Raw genomic sequence first — 25,196 nt, forward strand, 5'->3', positions numbered from 1 at the left:
CAAGTACTAATTTTGATTTTTTGACTTTTTAGATATTATTTGACTTATTAGACTGTTTAATGATGAGATTACATGTTTCTATAATAGATATTTGTTTATTCATACTTAAAGTGCGGATCCGATTATACGCTTCCACTTCAGATATAGAATATAGTTCCATTAATATACCAGTTCCCTTTTGAATGATTTTACGATCTTCTAATGACTGTTCTAGCTCAGCCATCTTTTCTCGCAACTGAGCATCACTTTTATAGCGACCTAAAGCCATCTCTAAGGTAGGAACTAACTGTTCCTCCCGTACTGGTTTAATTAAATAGCCATATACACCAGAATCTCGAGCCTTATCGATTAAATCTTGCTGGCTATAACTTGTTAATAATACTACAGGTGCTTCATGGTGAAAGCCAATTTGACGTGCCGCCTCAATACCATCTAATTCTGGCATCTTAACATCCATCAATATAATATCTGGCTTATGTTTTTTACAAAGTGCTAAAGCTTCAACACCATTTGTACCTTCTGCAACGACTTCATGACCACAAGACTCAATAATATCTCGTAAATCCATACGTATTAGGGATTCATCATCCACGATTAAAACGCGCATTTATGCCTCCTTTTTCATATATATCGTCACCAATACACCTGTTCCAGTATTTTCTATGGATAAACTTCCTTTTAATTCATGAGTAACTAAATTATTAATAATTGTTAAACCTAACCGTTTATTAGAAGAAACAGAGAAATCACTAGGCAATCCTTTTCCGTTATCTGTAAAAGCCAGTTTAATTGTACTACCTGCATCAGTAACTGCTAGATGAACATTTCCACGATTCCCGTCTAACCCATGTTCTAAGCTATTCGTAATCAATTCATTAATTATAAGAGATACATAACTCGCCATATGAGAAGAAATTAGCATATCTTCACCACTGTAAGTAAAAGTAACCTCTTGGTCTTGTCGCACCATACTCATACGCAACAAACGACATAATTCATCATAAATTGATCGTATACCAATATAATCCTCATCGTAATGAGACACTATATCGTGAACTAGAGCCATGCTCTCAATGCGATTAATCCCCTCTTGGAGTGCTTGCTTTACATCTGGCAAGCTAGAGCGTCTCGCCTCCATACGCAATAACCCTGCTACAGTTTGTAAGTTATTTTTTACACGATGATGAACCTCTTTGATAATGGAATTTTTAACCAATAATTCTTGTTGCTGTTTACTTTCACGAGTACAATCATGAAGAACTAAAAAGCACCTCGTTTCATTGCGCCCCATAGCAATAGGAATCATGTGCTGACGAATTACCATATCTTGATAGATTTCTTCATTTGTACGTATACTTCTATCTAATAATACCTGCTGTATAGCGGACATCTTTAAGGTACTGCTAAAAATTGATGAACCTACCAAGCGACGATCAAAGCCTAATACATCTACTAACTTCATAGCTGCATCGTTAGCATACAGTATTTTATAAGTGTCGTCGAAAATAATTAAACCATCAAAATAGGACATGGGTTCGTAAGACAATATTTGTTCATCAGTAGCCGTCAGCATAAGACGTTGCATCGTATCAGACAAAAAATATTCTTGCTCATATTGTTCTGCCTTAATAGATGGTGATAATGTAAAAGATATACCCCCAATAATACGACCTCCGTTGTCTACGATAGGAAAGACATATTGACGCTGCTTGTCATCTAACCCGATAAGTGGTTGACCATCTTTCATCATAGCATGCCACGTATGACTGCCTTTTAATTGACATGTAGTAATCCCTTGATCACTGCGTTCTATGCATAGCATATCTGCACATTGTTGTGATTTCTCACCTTGTCCTGTCTCTAGTAGGGGTGTAAAAATCTGTATCCTTTGACGAGTTAAAGACTCGCCAAAGGATATGAGTTTACTAATATGCTCAAGTAATGAGGTTTGTAATGGTCCTAATGGTGTTCTATTTAAAATATCTTGACCAATATCCACGATTAATCCTCTTTCCAAGATACGTATCCAATTTCAACACTGGGCTTTGCATTCAATGTTAAATCGCAAAATTTTCCGGCCTGCGCCATATAATAAGCTCGGCATCCAATCATGGCCGCATTGTCAGTAGACAAAATTTTATGTGGTTTGTAATAAGTAAAGCCTTCTTCTACACACATAGCTTCTAAAGCCTTTTGTAATCCTTTATTAGCTGATACACCGCCAGCAATAGTAATACGACTTTCACCTAAAGTATGTGCGGCATCTTTCGTCTTTTCTACTAACACATCTACGATGGCCTTCTGGAATGATGCGGCCACATCAGCTTGATTAATAGGCTCATTCTTTTGTTGCTTACTATTTAAATAGTTTAAAACTGCGGATTTCAAACCACTAAAGCTAAATTCAAAATTACCTGGTTCACTTAAAGCCTTTGGAAATTCAATAGCCTCTGGATTCCCTTCAACGGCAAGGGCATCGATATGAGGGCCCCCTGGATAAGGGAATCCCATAACCCGTGCAATCTTATCAAAAGCCTCGCCAGCTGCGTCATCTCGTGTTTGACCAAGAACATCAAATTCTTCATATCCTTTTACATGTACTAACATGGTATGACCACCAGATACAACGAGACTTAAAAACGGAGGCTCCAGTTCTGGATTAGCTAAAAAGTTAGCAAAAATATGACCTTCCATATGGTGCACTGGCACCAAGGGAATCCCTGTAGCAAAGGATAACCCTTTTGCAGCAGCTACACCAACTAATAAAGCCCCTACAAGACCTGGCCCATACGTAACACCAATATGATTGATATCTTGTAAAGTCACATTTGCATCACGTAATGCTTGGTCTATTACGGGTATCACTTGTTCTATATGATGACGTGATGCAATTTCAGGTACAACGCCACCAAATTTTCTATGTATTGGCACTTGGCTTGAAATAACATTAGACAAAACAGTGCGCCCGTCCTTAAGGACAGAAGCAGAGGTTTCGTCACAGCTACTTTCCAAGGCTAATGTGTATATACTCATTCTATTTCCTCTGAAACGAGAGACATAATATAAGCATCTTCCATAGGCTCTGAATAATAATCTTTACGAATTCCTTTTACAGAAAATCCTAAATTTCTATACATAGCCAATGCTGCAAGATTAGATATGCGCACCTCTAAGAAAATTTCTTTCATACCTCTCATAAGACATTCATCTATTAATTGTTTTGTAAGTTTTGATCCGTATCCCTTACCTCGTGCGGAAGGAATAATGGCGATATTCGTAATTTGACCTTCATCGTATACAAGCCAAGCACCTGCATATCCAACAATTTTGTTCTCCTCACAAATTACCATATATAGCTTATTATCGGCCCCTTCAAGTTCAGCAAGTACAGATTCCAAGCTCCATGGAACAGAAAAGGACTGTTGCTCTATATCATAAATGGATTGAGCATCATCTACCGTAGCTAACCGAATCTCCATTATTCTACTCCTGCCGCTTCAGTGACAACAACTGTAGGATTTTGGTTTAACATGTCTGGATTATCCTTATGGCGTTCCTCCCATAAAACCTCTGCTTCAGAGCGACGGATATAATAAGGAACCATATCCATTGGATCACATATCTCTTCACGGATAACTAAGTCGCGTCCCGCTAAAAGTAAAGAACTGGCTTTAGGAATGCGTTGTGAAATATCTAGAATAGTCAAATTAGTATCGTTTTCGTTTAAAAGCTTTTCAATGCGCTTGATACCATCACCTAAGAATAAGACCTCTTCCTTAGTTTCTCGGAACTTTTCTAATAAATCACTAGCCGCAATAACAAAGGGTTCCTCTTTACATACTAGCTCATTGTTTTCATATCGATACAGACCAGTATAGACATGCTTTTTCTGAGCATCGATAACAGTACAGATAGTTCTATTTGTATATGAAACATTATGAGCCAAACTATCCATTGTCATCACACCATACAATGGAATTTGTAAGGCATAAGCCATAGCTTTTGCAGTCCCCATACCTATACGCAATCCCGTAAATGAACCAGGACCGATGCTAACTATAATACCTTTTAGTTCATTCTTTTTTACTTGTGAGGCTCGCAACAACATGTCGATGTGAGGTATTAGCTGCTCAGAATGAGTTAATCCCGCTTGAATGGTTAATTCACCAATCAAGTTTGTTTCATCCATTAAGGCCACACTCGATACGAGCGAACTTGTCTCAATTCCCAACCACATATGGGCCTCCTATATCTACTAAATCATCTTTCGTAAGATAATCACTACTTAACGTAATGGATCGGCTTGTATCATCAATACGAGTTAAATATATCCATAATGTTTCATCTGGTAATTCATCAGAAAATTTATCAGCCCACTCCACAATGGATACACAGTCCTCTGTATATTCGTAAAAGCCAATATTTTCTAGTTCACTTATATCATCCAACCGATATACATCAAAATGATATAAATGTGTTCTATCAACATCGTAAGTATTCATGATAGCAAACGTAGGGCTTGTAATCTCCTCTGTAACGCCAAAGCCTTTCGCAATGCCTTGAGATAGATGAGTTTTTCCTGTCCCCAAATTACCAATTAAGGCAATACATAAAGGGTCTCCACTTTGTTTGACCCATTTGCCTAATAATTGTCCAAATTGTTGTGTATCTTCAACTGTATGAGTCTCTAATTGAACCTGTGCCTTATGATTCATGAAAATGATTATATCCTTTCGCTTCTATGGTCTTAATCGTTTTATCTGGTGTTACCATCTGCACCTGAGCTGGTCCAGATACAACTTCACCAATTATTGTAATGCCTGCTAAATTCTCTAATTTAGAAAGCAATGATTTAGGAGCCGTGAATACTAGTTGAAAGTCCTCTCCACCATACAATGCATAGTCCACTGGATTAGTCTGCAAATACTTAGCTAATTCATAAGTCTCCTCATGTAGTGGAATAGCTTTTTCCTCTATGACAATAGATACATTGCTAGCCGATGCAATTTCATTTAATTCACTACCGAGACCATCACTAATATCATTCATACTATGAATACCTAATTGTCTCAATTGTTGGCCCAATTCTATTTGTGGATCTGGACGTTGATGACCAACCTTGGTCATATGATAACCATCTAAATTATATGATAAGGCACCCAAACCTGTAGCAGCATAACCTACGTAATTTGTAATACCCACAATATCACCTACTTGCGCACCGCTACGCATAATAGCAGTTCCTTTAGGGACATCACCAATAATTGTTACAGTCCACACCATGGGCCCTTCCGTACACACCGTATCCCCACCAAGTATATTAAGATGATATTTTGCGCATTGATCTTTTATACCTCTATAAACTTCATCAAGAATAGCCGTATCAACATATTCAGGTGCCGCCACAGATAGCACAATTTGACGAGGAGTACCACCCATAGCAGCAATATCACTCAAATTGGCCGTCATGAGACGATAGCCTACATCATAGGGCTTCATATAGTGAAAGCTAAAGTGAACCCCTTCCACCATCGTATCAGTACTAATTAATTGATCTGTTTCTTCCTTAGCACTATATACAGCACAATCATCACCAATTCCTGTAATCACAGTACTTGGATCATGTATCGTATTATCTTGAATGTGGCGAATGAAATTAAATTCCCCTACATCTTTTAATTGCATCTCATCACCTGGCTTCCGATTAGTATACATATTGTATTGTAACATATATAAAAGACAACAAAAATAGCAGATAGTTGATATATCAACTATCTGCTATCAATGAGCCTAACTTAATTATTTTTTAATTAGGTTTGTCATCCGTTTAACAGGATCTTTCGTATCAAAGGAACCTACAGTAGGTACCTTTTTACCATTGCTAACGAAGAGAACACCATTAATATTATCAAAGGATGTCAATGTATTTACAATGGCAGCCATTTGTAATTTAACAGTTAAGTCCCCACCATTACCTTTTACGAAAGCGTCATTCACTTCTACAGAAGCAATGCCGTCCTTTACAGTAACGGATGTAATTTTAATATCCTTGGAGAATACTGGATATTTTTGTGCTCTATCAGCTTTTAACATCGCTAGAAGAGCAGCTTTAGGCGTTACTTTGTCCGCCTCCATCTCAACGGTTGATTGTTTTACCCCTGAGCCATCCTCTGTTGGAACAAAGAAGGCCATCTTAACCATTTCTTGAGATGTTTTTGTTGTTTCTGCATCCTTATTGACTTTCGTCTCTTGCACAGGTTCACTTTTACCCGTTGTAGGTGCTTGATTAGGTGTACAACCCGCTGCAAATGCAAGCAAACCTACGCAGAGGATCGACAGAACTTGTTTACGTAATTTCATCGATTAACCTCCAAAGTAACTAGCAATACCATTGGCAATGCGATTTGCAAAATCTTCTTGTGTTTGAGGAGATTGCAATACACGTTCTTCATTAGGGTTGGAAATAAAACCAAGCTCTACAAGAACTGCAGGCATGTTAGAATGTCTCAACACATATAAGTTACCTTCTTGAATGCCACGGTCACCATTGAAACCTGGAACGCTAGCAATTTGAGATTGTACCTTTTGTGCTAATCGAGCATCATTGCCTGTTTTACTATAGTAGTATGTTGCAATACCACCAACACTTGGGTTGTTGAATGCGTTAATATGCACACTGATGAGCGCATCAGAATTGCTACGGTTTGCTACGTTAACACGAGCACCCAATTCATCAACACCACTTGCATTAGGACCGTATACGTCTACGTCTGTAGTACGAGTCATAAGCACTTTAGCGCCACGATTTTCTAGAGCTTTTTTCAAGTACATAGAAATCGGTAGTGTAATATTTTTCTCTTGTACACCATGCGGCCCAACGGCACCAGAGTCACTACCACCATGACCTGGGTCAATCGTAATTGTTTTACCAGATAGACCACCGCTAATAGAATAATTACCGGATCCTGTTGGCATATTTTTCGCAGGATGTGCAGAAGGAGATGGACGTTTGCCATAATAAGCAGGTTTAGGTACCACACCTTTTTTCTGTACATCTACAACGATGCGATACGGTTTCTGATTAACCGTATCTTTCTTTAGGGAAAATACCTTTACATCACTCGTATCGATAGATGAAGGTGTCTTAATTGTTACCTTCACATCTCTGCCATCTTCTGTGAGTCTAGCAGAACTAGCTATGCTAGAGTCCATATTGATATTCGCTTTAGCAGTTTTTAGCTTTGTGTTCTTTAAGGTAACAGTCGTCGTTTTCCCATCTTTGCTAATCGATGCAGACGCTTTTACCGGTGCTGACAAATCCATAACCATACGAACATATGGTACCGGTGCATCAGTTCGTGTCACCCATCGAGCATCTTCAAGATTAGCTGCCTTTGCTTGAGTCAAGAATAGTGGTATCGCCATCAAGACAGCAAGGCACATAAAAAATAGTTTACGCAATACATTCACTCCAATCTAACTGACATACGTAGTGTCCAAACCATAGAGATGAGTCGATGATATCTTTGTGAATCAAAGTCTCATCGTTCCAATCTATCCATAAACTAATGTTAGATTATAGATAGATTATTTCATACAAACATGAAGATTAGTATGCCGATTATACATATTACTATATAAAGTCTTTATACAGTACACACAAAAATCAGTTGCTTAAAATTAATTTTTGTGCTATGCAATCGATACTAACGTTCAGTTGTAATTTGCCATTCATTCCCATCCGTACTAATGTGAATACGTCCCATCGTATCTGTACGGTAAATGGCAATATTATTTTCCTGCAAACGACGTAATGTTACATCGTGAGGATGACCATAACTATTATACATGCCATTTGAAATTAATGCACTTTCTGGTTTAATAGATTTCAAAAAATCTTCAGAGCTACTTGTGCGAGAACCGTGGTGACCTACCTTAAGAACACGGGCAAACAGTCTAGAGTTCTGCTCTTTTATGAGTTTTTTCTCTTCTTGTAATTCTGCATCACCAGTAAAGAGCATAGAGAATTTACCAAAAATTAATTTACCTACAATAGAGTTATTATTAAGATCTGGCGCTCCTTTTTTATCTGTTAAAGGTTCAGTCCAAGGTGCATATACAACAAATACCGCTCCATGACCAAAATCTACTACATCACCACTACGCAATGTAGACCGTTGAATTTTATTTTTATCAATCCATTTTTCATAGGTTTTATACATATTATTATCAACAGAAATACCATCATCATACACATGTTCAATAGGCATAGCCTTTGCAATAGCATAGAAACCACCCATATGATCAGCATGAGGATGCGTGATAATAATATTTTTTAGCTTTGTTACACCCATAGTTTTAAGTTGAGCTACAATATTTTCACGATGTTCTATATCACCAGTATCGATCATGCTATACTCATCGCCTACCTTAAGTAATATAGCATCCCCTTGACCAATATCAAGCATATATACATCTAGCTTACCTTCAGGGGTAGTCGTTTTAGTATCGATTGAGTAAGTCCCATTAGCGTTAGTAGTTACTTGATTTGCTGCGTTTGCTACATCATTATTTGTGCAGCCTGCAATGGCGAAGATAGGAATACATAATACTAACAAGAAAGCTATAAAGCGTTGTATTCTATTTGTCATTCATAATCTCCCAATAATTCACTAACCACGAAGCCTAAAGAAGCACTGACATCACTCGGAGTATAACCCCAACTCTTTGTTTCATTCAGAATATCTGCACTACGACTATGTACATATACACCGAGAACAGCACTATCTTGTAGTGAATAACCCTGACTTATAAAACCAGCAATTACACCAGTCAGTACATCTCCCATACCGCCAGTACCCATGCCCGCATTACCGATAGTATTTACATACACCGTTCCATCAGGTAATGCCACAATTGAAGGAATTCCTTTTAGTACAAGAATAACTTGATGAGCCTTAGCAAATTCTCTAGCCAACGTGATATAATGACGCTCAATCCATTTAATAGGTAAATCAATAAGTCTACTAAATTCACCTAAATGCGGTGTCATGACACAATATGGAAGTTCTCTTTCCACTGTATATGCAGACTCAATATCACCATCTCGCAAAGCATCTTTATTAACACAACCAACATGTCCCAATGCATACAAAGCATCAGCATCTAGTACTAATGCTCCTTCGTAAGCTTCTAAGATATGATCCACTAAATCACAAATTTCACGCGTGCGACCTAAACCAGGTCCCATAGCAACAACTTGACGACAATCAAAAAGTTCTTTATTAGTCTCTGTGGAAGTAACCATCACCTCAGGTATGACACGGCTTTGTACAATCTGTTTAATTATTTTGGGTACAGCTAATGTTACTTTACCAGCACCACTATGAACTGCCGCTTCAGCAGCCAAAATAGGGGCTCCTATCATATCATTTGAACCACCAATAATTAAAGTGTTTCCATTGACACCTTTATGCGCCATTGGGGTACGATAGTTGATAATTTTTTCTGCTAAATCAGAATCAATGGTTATAGTTCTAACACGTTCACCCAGTACCTGCTGCCAAGGAGCACCCAATGGAGCAACCACAGCGGTTCCTCCTATAGCCTTTCCGGGATATAATAACAAACCTTGTTTGATAGCTCCAAAAGTAACAGTATAATCATAGGTCAGTGTGCCTTCAGTTACATGACCAGTAGTAGCATCCAAACCTGCAGGTACATCAATAGCCCACAAATCAAAATTATACTGACTACGCATAGTATCAATATCATTTAATATATCGATGGTCACCTCTCTTAACCTTCCTGTAAAGCCCGTTCCCATGATGCCTTCCACAGCGATGGCTACGTTGGACCAATCATTGAATTCATCATACATATCGATGCTACAGCCCATAGCTTTGCAGCGCTCAATTTGCACTGCAAAAAGATCACTACACTTGTTTATATCTCCTACTAGTACAATTTGTGCTGGTACGCCTTGCTCCATAAAATGGCGAGCCGCTACAAGGCCATCTGCCCCATTATTACCCGTACCACATATAAATAAAACAAAACTATTTATGGAACGGCCATTATTCAGGGAAAATAAATCGTACTCTCCCCATAAGGCATCTACGATACCACGTCCAGCATTTTCCATGAGGATTTCTAAAGAAATTCCTAATTGCTTAGGAACCTCTCGATCTATAAATCGAGCATCTTCTGTAGTTAAAATATTCATCTTATGCTCCTTCAAGTATAACTGTACTCATTGCATAATCCTTGCAATGACTAATCGATACATGAATATCAGTATAACCTGATGTTTCGTAAATATCTTTGAAAGTATCTTGTAAACGAATTAAGGGTGCGCCCCATTCATCATGATAAATCTCTATATCTTGCCATGATCCATGCCTCATCCCTGTACCTAAAGCTTTAATAAAAGCCTCTTTTGCAGCATATATACCGGCAAAGGATTCGTAGCATCCTTTATTCCGACTTTTACAATATTCAATCTCATGAATCGTATAAACGCGTGCTTTAAATGAACTTGATTTCTCTATAGCTTGACGTATGCGGTCAATCTCTATAATATCATTCCCTAATTTCATAATAGCTCCTAAAATACCCTAATACTATTATTATACACTCATAAAGGGGATTAAAACATAAGTAATATCTAGACATTTACCGAAAATGGTAGGCTAGGCAAACTATAAATTTCAACTTTACCTTTGCGATTGACCGCCATATACATTTGACCATTTCGACAATCCATGTCTTCTACTTCCATTCCAGAAGCATAAGGGCTAATATTTTTAACAACTCCCTCTTCATCGACGTATACAAAGGTTGTCAACGTCGTAAATAAAGTATTTCCATTAGTTGCGTAAGCACCGTTATTATTTAAGTTTGTATGATTAGCATCAATTTTATAAGAACGAATACGATTAAAATTGGAGTCGTAATAATTAATTGTCCGTTCAGAGTTTGTTAAAGGCACAATTGATACATATTCATTGCGTACTTTATCATATGCAAAATTAAAAACTTTCTCTTTTAGTTTAATCGGTGCTTCAACAATCATGCTATCCGCTTCAATAGGAGTAAGGTTATATCCATTTACAACAGCATTTGTTGTATAGTAACGATTATTGACAGAATTATAAGTTAAGGTATTCATATGACCTAATAAACTTTTATAACTATACTCATATTTTGCAACAACAGTAAAAGTTTTTGGATTAATTTCATAAATAATTTGCTTCGTATTATCTGAATTAATACAAGCTAAAGCAAAAACGTCTTTTTTGGAATTATAACAAAATCCTTGGCACTGATTTACAGATCCATCTAATGGTATTTCTGCCAAGCGAGATAATGGCAATGGCATCTGTACAGCGCTAACCTGTTGAGTAAGTTTAGGAATATCAAAGATATTTGTAATATAATCAATTACACCTTGATCCATACTGTCACCTCATGAAATTAATAATGTATATTATAGTATATAAATTCATAAATATAAAAATAGGCGGTAAGACAAAAGTCTTACCGCCTAATGTTGGTGCCGGAGGTGGGACTTGAACCCACACGGTGTTACCCGCTTGATTTTGAGTCAAGTGCGTCTGCCATTCCGCCACTCCGGCGTATCGGAACATTTGTTATTATACAGACATCCCTAAGCAATGTCAACATATTTTTTATATTTCATCTAAAATATTTTGAACCCTTTTCATATCCGTATCACATTGTTGTTTCCATGTGAGTGCGACACCTGTAATATAGCCTTTACGGGCAAATTCTACATCTGTAGGAACACTTTCAGCACCATAGTCTAGCTCGCCAGCTAACCAATAATAATCCTGTCCTCTTGAATTAATGCGAGCTTCGATAATATTACTGTAGGTTTGTAAGCCTTGGCTCACCATTTTAAAATGATCCCAATCACATGTGCCACGTAATGGGAAGTTCACATTTAGTAAACCGCTAAACTGACCCGCCACATAAATTTTCTCAATCAATTCATGTATAAATGGATGCATCTCGTCTCCCCGTTCAACAGAATATCTCTCAACAGATAATGCTAAACCGGGAATACCGTAAAAACCACTTTCCATAGCTGCCGAAACAGTGCCGGAATACAATACATCAGAGCCTAAATTAAATCCATGATTAATTCCAGAAATTACAAGATCTGGCATATCATCAGTCAATAAATAACTGAGACCGAACTTCATGCAATCGGACGGCGTTCCCGTTAGAGCATAAAGGCGAGGATTTTCATCCTCGCCATTGCAAGCATCTAATTTCAATGGAACCTCGGTCGTCAATGCATGAGATTTAGCACTTTGCTCATTAGCAGGTGCTACAACGGTAATTCTATAATATTGACTTAAATACGATGCAAGATGACGTAAACCATCTGCTAAAATGCCATCGTCATTACACATTAAAATATGCATAGTCACTCCTACAGATTCTATTTTTCATTCTTATTCATATTGCCCATACGTGTTAATTTAACATCATCTAAGCCCACAGCTCTCGTATGGACTGTATGAGACCATACCTTATTATGACGGCGGAACCACCCTAAAATATTTACTGGAATCCAAGAATAAACAAATAATGGATATAGTAAATAATAGAACCAAATCTTTGGTGGTACCTTGATTTTCAACAATACAATTAATGGGAATAGATATTGACCAACACCTATAATTGTCCATACAGACATAGGCATAATTTGATACAAAATATTTGTATAAATTGGAGTATACGCATTGATGTAGGATAACACCAAGTATACGGTTGTCAACAATAAGAAATAAGGTTGACTCACTTGGAATATACCATCCAAAATCATAATATTCCCTGTTTTGATACCAATAGCAAATAATTTAGGAATATATCGACCGGCACAGTCAAATTGCCCCTGAGCCCATCGTAAACGTTGTCTGCAAGAAGCCATCATAGTTGTAACCTTTTCATCGTATACGATAGCATCATGCCCCCAACAAGTACGGATACCATGAGTCAATAGCTTCATGGAAAATTCCATATCTTCGGTTAAGCTATTGCAATCCCAACCGTATTCGCGAATAATAGATGTACGAATACACATGCCTGTACCACCTAAAGCCGTAGATAATCCAAGACGATATTTTGCTAAATGCCACATATGGTTAACCATCCAAAAGGCGATGGAGAACGTACCGGCTACCCAAGAGTCAGTTGGATTTTTAGAGTTTAAGTAACCTTGAATTACAGACTCACCTTTTTCAAGATGATCATTCATTTCTAACATAAATTGAGGGTGTACTAAATTATCGGCATCAAAAATCAGGAATGCATCATATTTCCGATCCATTTGTTCTACCCGATCAAACATCCACCCCATGGCATAACCTTTACCTATTTCTTGTTTATTTTCACGTACATGTACATTAGCGCCAGCAGCACTTGCTACTTCCGCAGTCTTATCTGTACAGTTATCGGCAACTACAAAAATATCGTATAGATCATCAGGATAATCTAGGCCACGTAAGTTTTTAACTAACTCACCAACAACAGCTTCCTCATTATGAGCGCATACAACGATGGCAAAGGAATTTTTAGGGGTATAATTTTTATGTACTCGCGATCGCCACATACCTACGACAGCGAGTATAAAATAATAAACCGTATAAATTACGATTATTACCTGCATAGGAATCAGTAATAGATCCAGTAGGTAATTCATACTATTCTCCTCCACACATCTATTTACGCACTATATTTAAAGCCCCGTTAATAAGCCCAAACATTACATAGCCAGCAAAAATCATAACGGCCCATGTATGCCAATCATACACGAGACAAGCTACAACAAATATGGCTGTGAGTACAATAGAAAGTTTATTGATATAAATCTCACTTTTACCTTTAAAATCGGGATATTTAACTTCACTAACCATAAGAAGACCTATACCAATCATACAAACTACCAACACAAATTGAGGTACCGATACGCCACACAATACGTAAGTCGCCGCTAAACATCCAGCGGCTGGAATTGGTAAACCTTCAAAATAGCCATGAACTTCGTCAGTTTTAATATTAAATCGCGCTAAACGAAATGCACCAAGCACTGCAAAAGCTAATAGTGGCACATATGCAATCCATCCTAAACCATATAATTCTTTCATATAAAGCATATAGGCAGGCGCTACACCAAATCCCACTACATCAGACAGAGAATCAAGTTCCCGGCCCATTGGTCCTGCAACGTTTAAAGCTCTTGCTACACGACCATCTAATCCATCTGCTACTAGAGACAATAATATACATATAGCTGCGCAGAAGGTATTATTTGTAGCAGACAACGTAATACCAAGAACACCAAATGCTAAATTTGCACTAGTAAATAAATTTGGAATAATAGATTTATTCATGTCGTAACCTCCCGATAACAGTATCACCGCCTGTAATATGTTGACCTTTTTCCACGAACAACTCTACATCCTTATCCATATAGAGCTCAGTACAGGAACCGAACTTAATCATCCCGTACAACTGACCGCGTTCAAGTACACTATCTAGATCTGTCCAAGATACGATACGTCTTGCTAAAAGGCCCGCAATTTGCGTTACTAATACGGAAGTACGATCATTTTCAATACAAATAGTATGACGTTCATTTTCAAAACCTACATCATCTTTGAATGCTGGTAGGAAACTACCCATCGTATAGTGACGGTACGTAATTTTACCATCAATAGGCGCACGATTAGCATGCACGTCAAAAACAGATAAGAAAATAGTTACTTTTTTACACTCTTTATGTAAGTAAATATCTTCGTATACATCAGAAATATCCATGATTTTACCGTCCGCTGGGGATAAAATCAAATCTGGATCTTGAGGGATTACACGTTTAGGATTTCTAAAGAAATTGACGAAAAATAATGCCAGAATAAATGAAATAATCGCAATTACATAATGTCCTAAATATCCTAACACCACAGTGATAATGAGCATAGCTCCTATCAGAGGAAACCCTTCCTTAATTATTGGTCCTGTAGGCACGATTCAACACTCCTCTATTTATTTCTAATAACGGTCCACATAAACTTTGGAATAGCCAACATGCGGCCAATCCGTTGAGGTTCTAAATATAATCGATACAACCATTCAAGTCGATTTTGTTGCATCCATTCTGGGGCCCGAGGAATATTACCTGCCAAGACATCAAAGGAACCACCAATTCCGATGGCAACTACGCCATCGAGGTGACTCAACTTTTCTGCAATCCATTGTTCTTGCTTTGGCACACCTAAGGCAACAAATACCAATTTTGCCTTAGATTCAGCTATAGATTTAATGATTTCTTGTTCCTCTGCACTATCAAAGAATCCGTCATGAATTCCTGCTATATTTAATGCACCTACCTGAGCAGATACATTATCAATCGCTCGTTGAGCAACACCAGGTGCCGCCCCCAAGCAGTATACAGGAATTTGATGAGTCGCCGCAACTTTAAACAATTCCATAGTTACGTCTACACCTGTTACGCGTTCAGGCACATGTTCTCCTTGACGCTCTGCAGCCCATAAAATGCCAGCCCCATCGGGAACGACGAGACTAGCATTATTCAATATGGAGTGCAATGTAGGATTTTCATTAGCCAACATAACCATTTCTGCATTAGCCGTTGCTACTAAATGTAGCCCCGGCTGTTCAGTTAATTGTAAAATACGTTGGACTGCCTCATCCATTGTGACACAATCGATAGGCACAGATAAAACAGAAATACGTTTATTCAATGTAATACTCCATTATCAACCACTATAATTTGGTGCTTCAACGGTAATGCTTACATCATGCGGATGACTTTCTTTCAAACCAGCCGCTGTAATTTGAATGAATTGAGTGTTTTCAATCATTTCTTGGATGTTATGACATCCACAATACCCCATACTTGCACGCAAACCACCAACCATTTGGAAAATTGTATCGGCCAGCATACCTTTATATGGTACACGACCTTCTATACCTTCAGGAACTAATTTCTTAGCTTCTGTTTGGAAATATCGATCTTTACTACCGAGTTTCATAGCCCCTAGACTACCCATGCCTCGATATACTTTATAAGAACGGCCTTGATAAATCACTGTTTCTCCAGGGCTTTCATCAGTACCCGCTAAAATATTACCCATCATAACTACATTAGCACCAGCCGCAATAGCTTTAGCAATATCTCCAGAATATTTAATCCCCCCATCAGCAATGATAGGAACTCCATAGCGACGCCCCACTTGAGCAGACTCATAGACTGCTGTGATTTGAGGTACCCCAATGCCAGCAATGACACGAGTTGTACAAATAGACCCAGGTCCTATACCAACCTTAACTGCATCAGCTCCAGCTTCGATAAGAGCCTCAGTGCCTGCTGCAGTTGCCACATTACCTGCAATTACAGGAATGTGAGGATACGCTTGTTTAATGTCCTTCAACGTACGAAGAACACCTGCAGAATGCCCATGGGCAGTATCAACAATAATTACGTCAGCTTTAGCAGATACAAGCGCATCAAGTCTATCATACAAATCTTGAGAAACACCTACTGCAGCACCAACTAATAATCGGCCACTACCATCCTTTGCTGCATTTGGATATTTAGTCGCTTTTTCAATATCTTTAATCGTAATTAAGCCTTTTAAGTTACCGTCGCCATCTACAAGAGGTAATTTTTCAATACGATGTTCGCTTAAGATAGCTTTCGCCGCTTCAAGAGATGTACCTTCCGGTGCAGTAACTAGGGAATCTTTTGTCATACATTCCCCAATTTGTCGGCTTAAATCAGTTTCAAAACGCATATCGCGATTTGTAATGATCCCTACTAGTTTACCATGTTCTGTGATAGGTACACCAGAAATTTTATATTTTTCCATGAGTTCTGCTGCATCGGATAGTAAATTTTGAGGGCTTAAGAAAATAGGATCAACGATAACACCGTGTTCAGAGCGTTTTACCTTGTCAACTTCATGAGCTTGCTCTTCAATAGACATATTTTTGTGGATAACGCCAAGACCTCCTTCACGAGCCATAGCAATCGCCATCCGTGATTCAGTAACCGTATCCATCCCAGAACTAATCATAGGAATATTTAATGTAATATCACGAGTTAATTGAGTTTTTAACTCAACTTGATTAGGCAGTATATCCGAAGCTGCTGGTATTAATAATACATCATCAAAAGTTAGTCCACGCATACCGAATTTATCGTCTCTCATATTTCTTTCCTTTCCGTATAATAAAACAAAACTACGACCCGCCTAGTCCCTATGGACTAGGCGGTCAGTCGTAGCCTTAGCGTTCAGACCGCAAAATGCCGCCTTCCATATAATCGTCTTTTTTCATATCTACGAAGATAACTTTTACTGCATCAGCAGGAACATTTACGATATCAACCGCAGCCTTTGTAATTGCTTCACCTAATTGTTTCTTTTGTTCTTTTGTACGCCCTTCGACGAGCTCTACATGAATAATTGGCATATTAACCTCCATAGATGAAAAAATGAAATAAATTGTTTGTTCTATTATACGGTATGAAGGACATATAAACAAGGAAAAAAGCCAGATAAAATCTAATATTATCGATGCTTATATACTTATTAATCCTACCTCTTAATTATACAATATTCTTAGAAATTTTTCACCAAATCTTTTTTCTAATTCTTCTTTCATGATAGATTCTAATTTTTCTATTCCGAATTGATTTGCAAAATCTAGTACATCCTTGCGAGCCTCTACTAAAATTTCAATATCTTTGATAATATTAGCAACGCGTAAATCTGGCAGCCCCGATTGAGCTAAACCAAATAATTGACCAGATCCGCGAAGCAATAAGTCTTGCTCTGCAAGCTCAAATCCATCCTGGATTTGTTCCATCAACTTTAAACGCTCTTGACTTACATCATTTTTAGAATCACTAACAAGAATGCAATAGGACTGATGCGCACCACGACCTACACGCCCCCTCAGCTGATGTAGCTGAGACAGACCAAATCGCTCTGCCCCTTCAACGCACATAATGGTCGCATTTGGCACATTAACCCCCACTTCTATAACTGTTGTAGAAACAAGTAATGAAATTTCACCCCTATGGAAGGCATTCATCACTTCATCTTTTTCACTCGGCTTCATACGACCGTGAACGAGGCCCACTTCATAGGCCTTATAAAAGTACTCTTTTAATTCTAAATACAATTCCTCAGCAGCTTGCAAGTCTAATTTTTCGGATTCTTCTACAAGAGGGCACACCACGTAGACCTGACGCCCTTCCGCCATTTCCTTACTAAAGAAAGTGCGTAATCTCTCTTTATAAGAACTATCTACAGCATATGTTTTAACAGGTTTTCGCCCTGGTGGCATTTCTTTAATTAAAGATACTGCTAAATCTCCATATACGGATAATGTCATGGTACGAGGGATTGGTGTAGCCGTCATGATAAGTACATGAGGATATGTTCCCTTCTGTTGCAATCTCGCCCGTTGATCTACACCAAAGCGATGTTGCTCATCAATGATAACAAGGCCTAAATTATGAAAATTAACCCCCTCTTGGATAAGAGCATGCGTTCCAATGATCATTTGGATTCTGCCATCTGCTAAGCCCTCATAGATGCATTCTTTCTCTTTTTTCGTAGAGGATCCCGTTAATAATTCTATGGTAATACCTAAATTAGCACATACAGCTCGTATCCCTTCGTAATGTTGAGCCGCTAGAATCTCCGTAGGGGCCATCAATGCCCCCTGATATCCATTTTCGATGGCTTTTAATAAACTCAAGGTAGCCACAATAGTTTTACCAGAGCCTACATCACCTTGCAACAAACGTTGCATAGGTCGTTCATCTTCCATATCAATATGAATATCCTCTAACGCTCGTTGTTGATCACCTGTTAAGGAAAACGGTAAATTCTCTATACACTGAGCCATTAGTTCCCCGTTTGGTCCCATTTTTGGACCTCTGTGGCATTGCTCTTTACTTCGCAACAAAGCTAAGCCAGCTTGCATGACGAACAACTCTTCATAGGCCAATTGATAACGAGCCTCTTCGTAATGCTCTGAGGAGTCTGGGAAATGCATCATCTTAAAAGCATCATAGCGACTCATATAATGATGACTTTCACGAACCTCCACAGGTAAAATCTCTGGTAACTCATGATTAGCTGCGAACCAATTGCGTACAGATGAACGAACCACAAACTGAGATACCCCATCAGCAAGCGCGTAAATAGGAACGATACCTCGATCTGGTTCACCACTATCTCCTAAATTTTCCATTTGCGGTGTATTCATTTGCATAGTACCATACTGAAACTCAGCCTTACCATATGCATATATACGTTGTCCCTTTTTGTAAAAGTTCTTTTTATACCCTTGATTGAACAAAACAATCTTCAAAGGTCCTGTGCCATCTGCAATGACTACCTCTAAAATAGACAATCGAGGGCGAGGTCGTTTCTCTTGTACAGCAATAACAGTACCTACCACACCACCTGTCATACCTGATTTTAAATCACCAATTCTATAAATCGTACGCCGGTCTTCATAGGTTCTGGGAAAGTAAGTCAATAAGGATGTAACATTGGTAATTCCCAATTTATGCAATTGTTTCTCACGACCAGGACCAATTCCCTTTATAGTCGTCAATCGTTCATCCATAAAAACTCCTTTAAATATACGATAAACACATGAGATATATCCAATTTTTGTATATCCTTGTGTAAAAGTCCATTTATATCTTAGAATATGATATATAGTATACCTTATATTGTAGTATATTTCATAAAAAGAGCAATATGTACGACAAAAATACTTGCTTTAAGCTATTCTTTATGATAATATACTTTTGTTATGTTATAGATTAAGCTTGGAGGTGGAAACTATGGCAAACCTTTGCGAAGTATGTGGTAAATCCACATCTAGCGGTATGAACGTGAGTCATTCTCACATTCGCACAAGAAAAACTTGGAAACCGAACATTCAAAGAGTACGGGCGGTTGTAGACGGTGCTACAAAAAAAGTAAACGTATGCACTCGCTGCCTTCGTTCTAATAAAGTTACACGCGCGTAAAATAAAAAGTACATGTACTCTTTGGGGTTCTAGAGCCCCAAAAAAGCAGTTAGTTCATTTTGAACTAACTGCTTTTTTTGTTATTTATAATGTAATATTTGGAATATAATATTGCTTAAATAACTTAATAGCATATTGATCTGTTAAGCCTGCTACATAATCAACTACATCACGTGTAGAGTAAAACGCTTTACCTGTTTCACAGCCTTCCATATCATCAGGGTGTTCCATGAAGTGAGTAAATAGATTTTTCACCACATGGGATGCCTTTTTGCGATCCGGAATTAAAGCTGGTGCCAAATATACATGTTTAAACATAAATTGACGGAATAGATTCATCGTCATTTCCACATCAGCAGACATAGATATAGCTGGCTTATCCAAGGATTCCCGTACCATATCCTCTACCATTGCAGTAATCATACTGGATGGAGTCATACCAAAATGTTCGCGCACTTCAAAAGGCAACGCCTCTGCCGTCAACATTCCTGCCCGTTGCGCATCATCAAAATCGTGACACAAATAGGCAATGCGGTCAACGATACGAATAATTTGACCTTCTAAGGTAACTGGAATTGTTGCTCCTGTGTGGCCTACAATACCATCGCGCACAGCTGTTGTTAGATTAAGGCCTTGATGTTCACCATGCTTTTCTAACACCTCTACCATGCGCAAACTTTGTTCATTATGATTAAAATGGCCTACCATATCACGCAACGCATATTCCCCAACATGACCAAATGGTGTATGTCCCACATCATGCCCCATGGCGATAGCTTCTACCAAGTCTTCATTGAGTCGCAATGCACGAGCCACTGTACGTCCAATCTGGCCCACCTCAAGAGTGTGAGTCATGCGCGTACGATAATGGTCACCTGGCGCAATATAAACTTGTGTCTTATGCTTTAACCGTCTAAAACATTTACTGTGAATAATGCGATCCCGATCACGTTGAAATGCCGTTCTAAGTGGATCGGGAGCTTCCTCTATATCACGGATTGCATCGCGGCTTTTAGCAGCATAAGGAGAAAGGAGTAAAGCCTCCCTCTCCTCTATTTGTTCCCGTATATTCATTTACCCTCCGATGCACGGTTTTTATCGATCAATTGCATAACTAGAGATGCTGTTTCTTCGATAGATTTATTAGAAACATCTAGCACTTGACAATGTAAACGACGCATAATAGCTTTTGCATATTCTAATTCAGATTGAATACGCTCAATAGATGCGTAGTTTGCTTCGTCTTCAAGGCCGATAGCACGCAAACGTTCACTACGAATATTATTTAATTTGAATGGGTCAATAATAAGGCCCACGATTTTCTTTGCTGGAATTTTAAATAATTCCTCTGGTAATGGTACCTCAGGTACTAATGGCAAATTGGCAGCTTTAATCTTTTTGTAGGCCAAGAACATAGACAATGGTGTCTTACTTGTTCTAGATACACCAATAATAACTACATCGGCCTTTTCAAAGCCAGATGGATTTTTACCATCGTCATATTTTACGGCAAATTCAATGGCTTCTACCTTTTTGAAGTATTCTTGGTCAAGCTTATGAACCATACCAGCTGTCATACGAGGCTTTGTGGATGCAACAGTACCTACAGCATCGAGAACTGGGCCCATAATATCGACAGCAGGAATATTGTATTCCGCCACTTTTTCATGAAGATATTTACGTAAAGTCTCAGATACAATGGTATGACAAATAACATGATTACCACGTTTTGCATCTGCTATAACTTCATCAATTTGGCTTTCACTATCAATATAAGGAATACGAACAATTTCAATTTGTTCCTTATCATATTGACTCGCCGTAGCTCTTGCTACAGCCTCTGCGGTCTCCCCAAGGGAGTCCGATATTGCATAAATAATTTTTTCTGCCATTCTATCAACCTCAATGTATGCTACATTCTAAAAATACTTTTGCTACCGTCGTTTTAGATACACGGCCTACAACCTTTAAGCGTTTCTTGTTTTCCACATCCTCGCGAACGACGACAGGTAAACAATCCACTTCATAATCTATCATCTTCTGTGCAGCCTCTACTAATGTATCGGTAGGCTCCACTGTTATAACCTTGCTCACAGGGGTCATAATCATAGATATAGGCATTGTGTGCGAATCTGTTTGCCCCATAGAGGCACGCAACAAGTCCTTACGAGATACTACACCTACTAAATAGGAATCATCACACACTAGAATAGTCCCTACATCTTCAGTAAATATAGTAACAATCGTGTCATACAAACTTGTATCCCCATTGACTACGACGGCTTGAGATAATACATCACTTACCAGAAATGATTTTAATCGCTCTGCTGTTTGTGTTTCCTTTGAAAGCCCCACATAGTAATAACCTACATTAGGACGTGCATCTAAAACACCTAGCATAGTTAAAACAGATAAATCTGAACGCAATGCAGATCGTGTAACCTCTAAATGTTCAGCAATAGCACTACCTGTAACAGGTCCTTCTTCACGAACGATTTGAGCAATTTGTTCTTGTCGTTTCGACAGTTTCACACGGTAACCCCCTTTCATCTCTGTTTGTATTATATCCTAAGTTACCATTCAGAAAAAGAGGAGACCAACGGGCCTCCTCTTTCAATACCACTATATGATTACCAAGTTAAGTCATCAGTTTCTTGACGACCACGACCAGTCATAGCATCAAGCATGATTCGTTGTTCGATTTGAGCCACCATTTTCTTAGTGTTCACAACCGCATCTGGATTAACAGAAATGGAGTCGATACCACTCTTCACGAGGAATTCGCAAAGTTCAGGATACACACTTGGCGCTTGGCCACAGATGGATACAGTTTTACCATCTTTGTGAGCTACTTCGATGAGATGGCGAATTGCTCTACGAACTGCTAGATTCCGTTCATCATAGATATGTTGAACTGTTTCATTATCACGGTCACAGCCAAGAACGAGCATAGTCAAATCGTTAGAACCGATGGAATAACCATCTACATATTTATTGAATTGATCAGCTAAGATAATATTTGCTGGAATTTCAGCCATAAGCCAGATTTTGAAATCTTTACCGCGTACAAGGCCTTCTTGAGCCATTAAGTTAGTAACAAGTTCAGCTTCCTCTACAGTACGGCAGAATGGAATCATAACTTGTAAGTTTTTGAAACCAAACTCGTTACGTACTTTTTTGATTGCTTCTAATTCTAATTTGAAAGCAGGTGTATATTTAGGATCGTAGTAACGAGAAGCACCACGCCAGCCAAGTAATGCACTGGATTCATGTGGTTCGTATTTGTCGCCACCTTTAAGATCACGGTATTCGCTAGATTTGAAGTCGCTCAAACGAACTACAACTTGGCGAGGAGCTAATGCTTGGCAAACTTTACGCATACCTTCTGCCAATGTATTTACAGCAAAATCACTGCGACCTGTTTCGATAAGGTGCAATGGATGTTCATGGATGAAAGTAGTCCAAATGAACTCTTCACGCATAAGGCCGATACCATCACAAGGCAATACACCATGTTTTTCAGCCAAATCAGGATCGCCTAAATTCATGTAAATCTTAGTACCTGTTACAGGAACAGATTCAGCAACAACATTTGCAGTAGCTTGTGCTTCTGGCTTTTTAACGATATCTTCTAATACGCCATCATATACGATACCATTTGTAGCGTCTACAGTAATCATTTGACCATCTTTAATGGATGTAGTCGCTTCATGGCTACGGCTCTTAGTACCTACGATACATGGAATACCAAGCTCACGACTAACGATGGACGCATGGCAAGTCATACCGCCGGCATCAGTAACGATGGCTTTCGCTTTTTTCATTGCTGGCACCCAGTCAGGAGCTGTCATAGCTGTAACAAGAATTTCGCCTTCTTTGAACTCATCAATATCCTCAGGATTGATGATAACATGAGCTTTACCAGCTGCATTACCAGGGGATGCTGGCAAACCTTTTACGATAATATCGCGATTACCTGCATCTAATGTGCTAGATTTTTCAGATACTTCTGGTTTTTCTTTGCGGGACCAAACTGTTTCTGGACGAGCTTGTAAAATCCAAATTCTACCGTCTCGTTCATCTACGCCCCATTCCATATCCATGTAGCAACCATAATGTTTTTCGATTGCTTTTGCATATTCAGCAAGCTCTAGAACTTGAGCATCTGTAATCACTTGTTGTTTAGCTTCATCTGCTGGAACAACTTCTTCAACGCAATCGCCGTCAGCTTTACGAACTAAACGGATATTTTTGTCATTAATCATGCGGTCTGTAATTTCCATTTTAGCTTTATCTACACGGAAATTATCTGGTGTAACGGTACCTTGTACAACGTATTCACCAAGACCCCAAGAGCCTTCAATAAGAATATTGTTGTCATTGCCTGTTACAAGGTCAACAGTGAACATTACGCCAGCCGCTTTAGAGAATACCATCATTTGAACAGCTGCACTCAATGCTACTGTCATATGATCGAAACCCTGTTTTACACGGTAATATGTTGCACGGTCTGTGAAAGTAGATGCATAGCATTCTTTTACTTTTTGAATAATAACATCAGCACCACGTACATTTAAATATGTATCTTGTTGTCCTGCAAAGCTTGCATCTGGCAAGTCTTCTGCTGTTGCACTAGAACGAACTGCTACGAATGGATTTTCTTCGTTTACTTTTTTACCAAGTTCTTCATAAGCATGACGAATAGCATCTGCCAATTCTTTAGGCATTTCTTCTTCGCAAATCATGCGGCGAATTTTAGCACATACTTCACGCAATAATGCAGAATTTTCTACATCATCTAATGCATCAAGTTCAGCGCGGATTTTATCTTCCAAACCTGTTGCTTTCATAAACTCACGATAACCATGAGCAGTTGTAGCAAAGCCGTAAGGTACAGGTACATTAGTGGAGGATGTCAATTCCCCTAAGGAAGAAGACTTACCACCAACTAAATTAACATCTTCACGTCGTAATTCATCAAACCAAAGTACGTATGCTGTTTCGCGATTCATGTGAGAACCTCCTAGATTAATTAGTGCAACACATTAAACCTTTTACACATAAATAGTATACCTTAATTTAC

Annotated in this window: 26 protein-coding genes and 1 tRNA gene; 1 reads left to right on the plus strand and 26 read right to left on the minus strand. The window is 38.5% G+C overall.

Translation table 11 applies throughout. The features are described from left to right. Positions 1–28: 28 nt before the first annotated feature. The 22 genes from E7B10_RS02185 to recG all read right to left on the minus strand — a co-directional run bounded on the left by E7B10_RS02185 (position 29) and on the right by recG (position 19,701). Positions 29–607: an ANTAR domain-containing response regulator gene (locus tag E7B10_RS02185; RefSeq protein ID WP_004696048.1), complete on the minus strand. Its 579-nt coding sequence runs from the start codon at positions 605–607 to the stop codon at positions 29–31. Next, positions 608–1,999 carry a sensor histidine kinase gene (locus tag E7B10_RS02190; protein ID WP_118091280.1) on the minus strand — a complete coding sequence of 464 codons (1,392 nt, stop codon included), beginning with the start codon at positions 1,997–1,999 and terminating at the stop codon, positions 608–610. A 2-nt stretch (positions 2,000–2,001) separates the two neighbouring features. Beyond that, positions 2,002–3,033, minus strand: a complete 1,032-nt coding sequence (gene tsaD, locus E7B10_RS02195) for a tRNA (adenosine(37)-N6)-threonylcarbamoyltransferase complex transferase subunit TsaD (protein ID WP_118091281.1) — start codon at positions 3,031–3,033, stop codon at positions 2,002–2,004. Further along, positions 3,030–3,479, minus strand: a complete 450-nt coding sequence (rimI, locus tag E7B10_RS02200) for a ribosomal protein S18-alanine N-acetyltransferase (protein WP_287511212.1) — start codon at positions 3,477–3,479, stop codon at positions 3,030–3,032. Before rimI ends, tsaD begins: the two co-directional genes overlap by 4 nt. After that, entirely contained in the window at positions 3,479–4,237 is a 759-nt protein-coding gene (gene tsaB, locus E7B10_RS02205; RefSeq protein ID WP_005386357.1) for a tRNA (adenosine(37)-N6)-threonylcarbamoyltransferase complex dimerization subunit type 1 TsaB, read from the minus strand. Before tsaB ends, rimI begins: the two co-directional genes overlap by 1 nt. Continuing rightward, positions 4,221–4,715 carry a tRNA (adenosine(37)-N6)-threonylcarbamoyltransferase complex ATPase subunit type 1 TsaE gene (gene tsaE, locus E7B10_RS02210; protein WP_005386354.1) on the minus strand — a complete coding sequence of 165 codons (495 nt, stop codon included), beginning with the start codon at positions 4,713–4,715 and terminating at the stop codon, positions 4,221–4,223. Before tsaE ends, tsaB begins: the two co-directional genes overlap by 17 nt. Beyond that, positions 4,705–5,685 carry a thiamine-phosphate kinase gene (thiL, locus tag E7B10_RS02215; protein WP_039969140.1) on the minus strand — a complete coding sequence of 327 codons (981 nt, stop codon included), beginning with the start codon at positions 5,683–5,685 and terminating at the stop codon, positions 4,705–4,707. The genes tsaE and thiL overlap by 11 nt, the downstream gene beginning before the upstream one ends. Positions 5,686–5,799: 114 nt before the next feature. Beyond that, positions 5,800–6,360 (minus strand): GerMN domain-containing protein, encoded by a 561-nt coding sequence (locus tag E7B10_RS02220; protein WP_005386352.1) that lies wholly within the window; start codon positions 6,358–6,360, stop codon positions 5,800–5,802. A 3-nt stretch (positions 6,361–6,363) separates the two neighbouring features. Continuing rightward, complete coding sequence (locus E7B10_RS02225; RefSeq protein WP_039969139.1) at positions 6,364–7,461, minus strand: N-acetylmuramoyl-L-alanine amidase; 1,098 nt, start codon at positions 7,459–7,461, stop codon at positions 6,364–6,366. 245 nt (positions 7,462–7,706) lie between these two features. Beyond that, entirely contained in the window at positions 7,707–8,651 is a 945-nt protein-coding gene (locus E7B10_RS02230; RefSeq protein WP_287511217.1) for a ComEC/Rec2 family competence protein, read from the minus strand. Further along, positions 8,648–10,225 (minus strand): NAD(P)H-hydrate dehydratase, encoded by a 1,578-nt coding sequence (locus E7B10_RS02235; RefSeq protein WP_287511219.1) that lies wholly within the window; start codon positions 10,223–10,225, stop codon positions 8,648–8,650. Before E7B10_RS02235 ends, E7B10_RS02230 begins: the two co-directional genes overlap by 4 nt. 1 nt (position 10,226) lies before the next feature. Further along, a complete protein-coding gene (gene acpS, locus E7B10_RS02240) occupies positions 10,227–10,598 on the minus strand; it encodes a holo-ACP synthase (protein WP_004696069.1) in 372 nt (123 codons plus the stop codon). A gap of 68 nt (positions 10,599–10,666) precedes the next feature. Then, a complete protein-coding gene (locus E7B10_RS02245; protein ID WP_123137896.1) occupies positions 10,667–11,458 on the minus strand; it encodes a hypothetical protein in 792 nt (263 codons plus the stop codon). Positions 11,459–11,552: 94 nt separating this feature from the next. Beyond that, a tRNA-Leu gene (locus tag E7B10_RS02250) sits at positions 11,553–11,636 on the minus strand. A 54-nt stretch (positions 11,637–11,690) separates the two neighbouring features. Continuing rightward, the gene (gene surE / locus E7B10_RS02255; protein ID WP_004697320.1) at positions 11,691–12,452 is read right to left on the minus strand and encodes a 5'/3'-nucleotidase SurE; all 762 of its coding nucleotides are present in this window, start codon (positions 12,450–12,452) and stop codon (positions 11,691–11,693) included. A gap of 17 nt (positions 12,453–12,469) precedes the next feature. Next, positions 12,470–13,732 carry a glycosyltransferase family 2 protein gene (locus E7B10_RS02260; RefSeq protein WP_004697272.1) on the minus strand — a complete coding sequence of 421 codons (1,263 nt, stop codon included), beginning with the start codon at positions 13,730–13,732 and terminating at the stop codon, positions 12,470–12,472. A 19-nt stretch (positions 13,733–13,751) separates the two neighbouring features. After that, on the minus strand, positions 13,752–14,423 hold the full coding sequence (gene pssA / locus E7B10_RS02265; RefSeq protein WP_119563056.1) for a CDP-diacylglycerol--serine O-phosphatidyltransferase: 672 nt from the start codon (positions 14,421–14,423) through the stop codon (positions 13,752–13,754). Beyond that, positions 14,416–15,057 carry a phosphatidylserine decarboxylase family protein gene (locus tag E7B10_RS02270; protein WP_004696080.1) on the minus strand — a complete coding sequence of 214 codons (642 nt, stop codon included), beginning with the start codon at positions 15,055–15,057 and terminating at the stop codon, positions 14,416–14,418. The genes pssA and E7B10_RS02270 overlap by 8 nt, the downstream gene beginning before the upstream one ends. Positions 15,058–15,071: 14 nt before the next feature. Beyond that, positions 15,072–15,794 (minus strand): WecB/TagA/CpsF family glycosyltransferase, encoded by a 723-nt coding sequence (locus E7B10_RS02275; RefSeq protein ID WP_004696083.1) that lies wholly within the window; start codon positions 15,792–15,794, stop codon positions 15,072–15,074. A gap of 15 nt (positions 15,795–15,809) precedes the next feature. Continuing rightward, the gene (gene guaB, locus E7B10_RS02280; RefSeq protein WP_004696085.1) at positions 15,810–17,264 is read right to left on the minus strand and encodes an IMP dehydrogenase; all 1,455 of its coding nucleotides are present in this window, start codon (positions 17,262–17,264) and stop codon (positions 15,810–15,812) included. A 76-nt stretch (positions 17,265–17,340) separates the two neighbouring features. Further along, positions 17,341–17,526 carry a 4-oxalocrotonate tautomerase gene (locus E7B10_RS02285; RefSeq protein WP_004696087.1) on the minus strand — a complete coding sequence of 62 codons (186 nt, stop codon included), beginning with the start codon at positions 17,524–17,526 and terminating at the stop codon, positions 17,341–17,343. Positions 17,527–17,658: 132 nt separating this feature from the next. Beyond that, positions 17,659–19,701: an ATP-dependent DNA helicase RecG gene (recG, locus tag E7B10_RS02290; RefSeq protein WP_101928341.1), complete on the minus strand. Its 2,043-nt coding sequence runs from the start codon at positions 19,699–19,701 to the stop codon at positions 17,659–17,661. A gap of 223 nt (positions 19,702–19,924) precedes the next feature. On the opposite strand from recG, the gene rpmB reads away from it, so the two are divergent. Continuing rightward, on the plus strand, positions 19,925–20,113 hold the full coding sequence (gene rpmB, locus E7B10_RS02295) for a 50S ribosomal protein L28 (RefSeq protein ID WP_008601135.1): 189 nt from the start codon (positions 19,925–19,927) through the stop codon (positions 20,111–20,113). A gap of 84 nt (positions 20,114–20,197) precedes the next feature. Here rpmB and E7B10_RS02300 read toward each other — a convergent pair whose 3' ends face one another. The 4 genes from E7B10_RS02300 to ppsA all read right to left on the minus strand — a co-directional run bounded on the left by E7B10_RS02300 (position 20,198) and on the right by ppsA (position 25,125). Further along, positions 20,198–21,187: a deoxyguanosinetriphosphate triphosphohydrolase gene (locus E7B10_RS02300; protein ID WP_287511466.1), complete on the minus strand. Its 990-nt coding sequence runs from the start codon at positions 21,185–21,187 to the stop codon at positions 20,198–20,200. Continuing rightward, entirely contained in the window at positions 21,184–22,005 is an 822-nt protein-coding gene (locus E7B10_RS02305; protein ID WP_005386331.1) for a pyruvate, water dikinase regulatory protein, read from the minus strand. The genes E7B10_RS02300 and E7B10_RS02305 overlap by 4 nt, the downstream gene beginning before the upstream one ends. Before the next feature lie 10 nt (positions 22,006–22,015). Beyond that, a complete protein-coding gene (locus tag E7B10_RS02310) occupies positions 22,016–22,645 on the minus strand; it encodes a helix-turn-helix transcriptional regulator (protein ID WP_174683254.1) in 630 nt (209 codons plus the stop codon). A gap of 98 nt (positions 22,646–22,743) precedes the next feature. Further along, positions 22,744–25,125, minus strand: a complete 2,382-nt coding sequence (gene ppsA, locus E7B10_RS02315) for a phosphoenolpyruvate synthase (protein ID WP_005386329.1) — start codon at positions 25,123–25,125, stop codon at positions 22,744–22,746. Between the last annotated feature and the right edge of the window lie 71 nt (positions 25,126–25,196).

It is taken from the genome of Veillonella sp. (assembly GCF_032470285.1).
GTDB lineage: Bacteria > Bacillota > Negativicutes > Veillonellales > Veillonellaceae > Veillonella.

Excerpts from the sequence above, each read along its gene's own strand:
- E7B10_RS02185 (WP_004696048.1), bottom strand. The coding sequence starts at position 607 with ATGCGCGTTTTAATCGTGGATGATGAATCCCTAATACGTATGGATTTA.
- tsaD (WP_118091281.1), bottom strand. The coding sequence starts at position 3,033 with ATGAGTATATACACATTAGCCTTGGAAAGTAGCTGTGACGAAACCTCT.
- rimI (WP_287511212.1), bottom strand. The coding sequence starts at position 3,479 with ATGGAGATTCGGTTAGCTACGGTAGATGATGCTCAATCCATTTATGAT.
- tsaB (WP_005386357.1), bottom strand. The coding sequence starts at position 4,237 with ATGTGGTTGGGAATTGAGACAAGTTCGCTCGTATCGAGTGTGGCCTTA.
- tsaE (WP_005386354.1), bottom strand. The coding sequence starts at position 4,715 with ATGAATCATAAGGCACAGGTTCAATTAGAGACTCATACAGTTGAAGAT.
- thiL (WP_039969140.1), bottom strand. The coding sequence starts at position 5,685 with ATGCAATTAAAAGATGTAGGGGAATTTAATTTCATTCGCCACATTCAA.
- E7B10_RS02220 (WP_005386352.1), bottom strand. The coding sequence starts at position 6,360 with ATGAAATTACGTAAACAAGTTCTGTCGATCCTCTGCGTAGGTTTGCTT.
- E7B10_RS02230 (WP_287511217.1), bottom strand. The coding sequence starts at position 8,651 with ATGACAAATAGAATACAACGCTTTATAGCTTTCTTGTTAGTATTATGT.
- E7B10_RS02235 (WP_287511219.1), bottom strand. The coding sequence starts at position 10,225 with ATGAATATTTTAACTACAGAAGATGCTCGATTTATAGATCGAGAGGTT.
- acpS (WP_004696069.1), bottom strand. The coding sequence starts at position 10,598 with ATGAAATTAGGGAATGATATTATAGAGATTGACCGCATACGTCAAGCT.
- E7B10_RS02245 (WP_123137896.1), bottom strand. The coding sequence starts at position 11,458 with ATGGATCAAGGTGTAATTGATTATATTACAAATATCTTTGATATTCCT.
- surE (WP_004697320.1), bottom strand. The coding sequence starts at position 12,452 with ATGCATATTTTAATGTGTAATGACGATGGCATTTTAGCAGATGGTTTA.
- E7B10_RS02260 (WP_004697272.1), bottom strand. The coding sequence starts at position 13,732 with ATGAATTACCTACTGGATCTATTACTGATTCCTATGCAGGTAATAATC.
- pssA (WP_119563056.1), bottom strand. The coding sequence starts at position 14,423 with ATGAATAAATCTATTATTCCAAATTTATTTACTAGTGCAAATTTAGCA.
- guaB (WP_004696085.1), bottom strand. The coding sequence starts at position 17,264 with ATGAGAGACGATAAATTCGGTATGCGTGGACTAACTTTTGATGATGTA.
- E7B10_RS02285 (WP_004696087.1), bottom strand. The coding sequence starts at position 17,526 with ATGCCAATTATTCATGTAGAGCTCGTCGAAGGGCGTACAAAAGAACAA.
- recG (WP_101928341.1), bottom strand. The coding sequence starts at position 19,701 with ATGGATGAACGATTGACGACTATAAAGGGAATTGGTCCTGGTCGTGAG.
- rpmB (WP_008601135.1), top strand. The coding sequence starts at position 19,925 with ATGGCAAACCTTTGCGAAGTATGTGGTAAATCCACATCTAGCGGTATG.
- E7B10_RS02300 (WP_287511466.1), bottom strand. The coding sequence starts at position 21,187 with ATGAATATACGGGAACAAATAGAGGAGAGGGAGGCTTTACTCCTTTCT.
- E7B10_RS02305 (WP_005386331.1), bottom strand. The coding sequence starts at position 22,005 with ATGGCAGAAAAAATTATTTATGCAATATCGGACTCCCTTGGGGAGACC.
- ppsA (WP_005386329.1), bottom strand. The coding sequence starts at position 25,125 with ATGAATCGCGAAACAGCATACGTACTTTGGTTTGATGAATTACGACGT.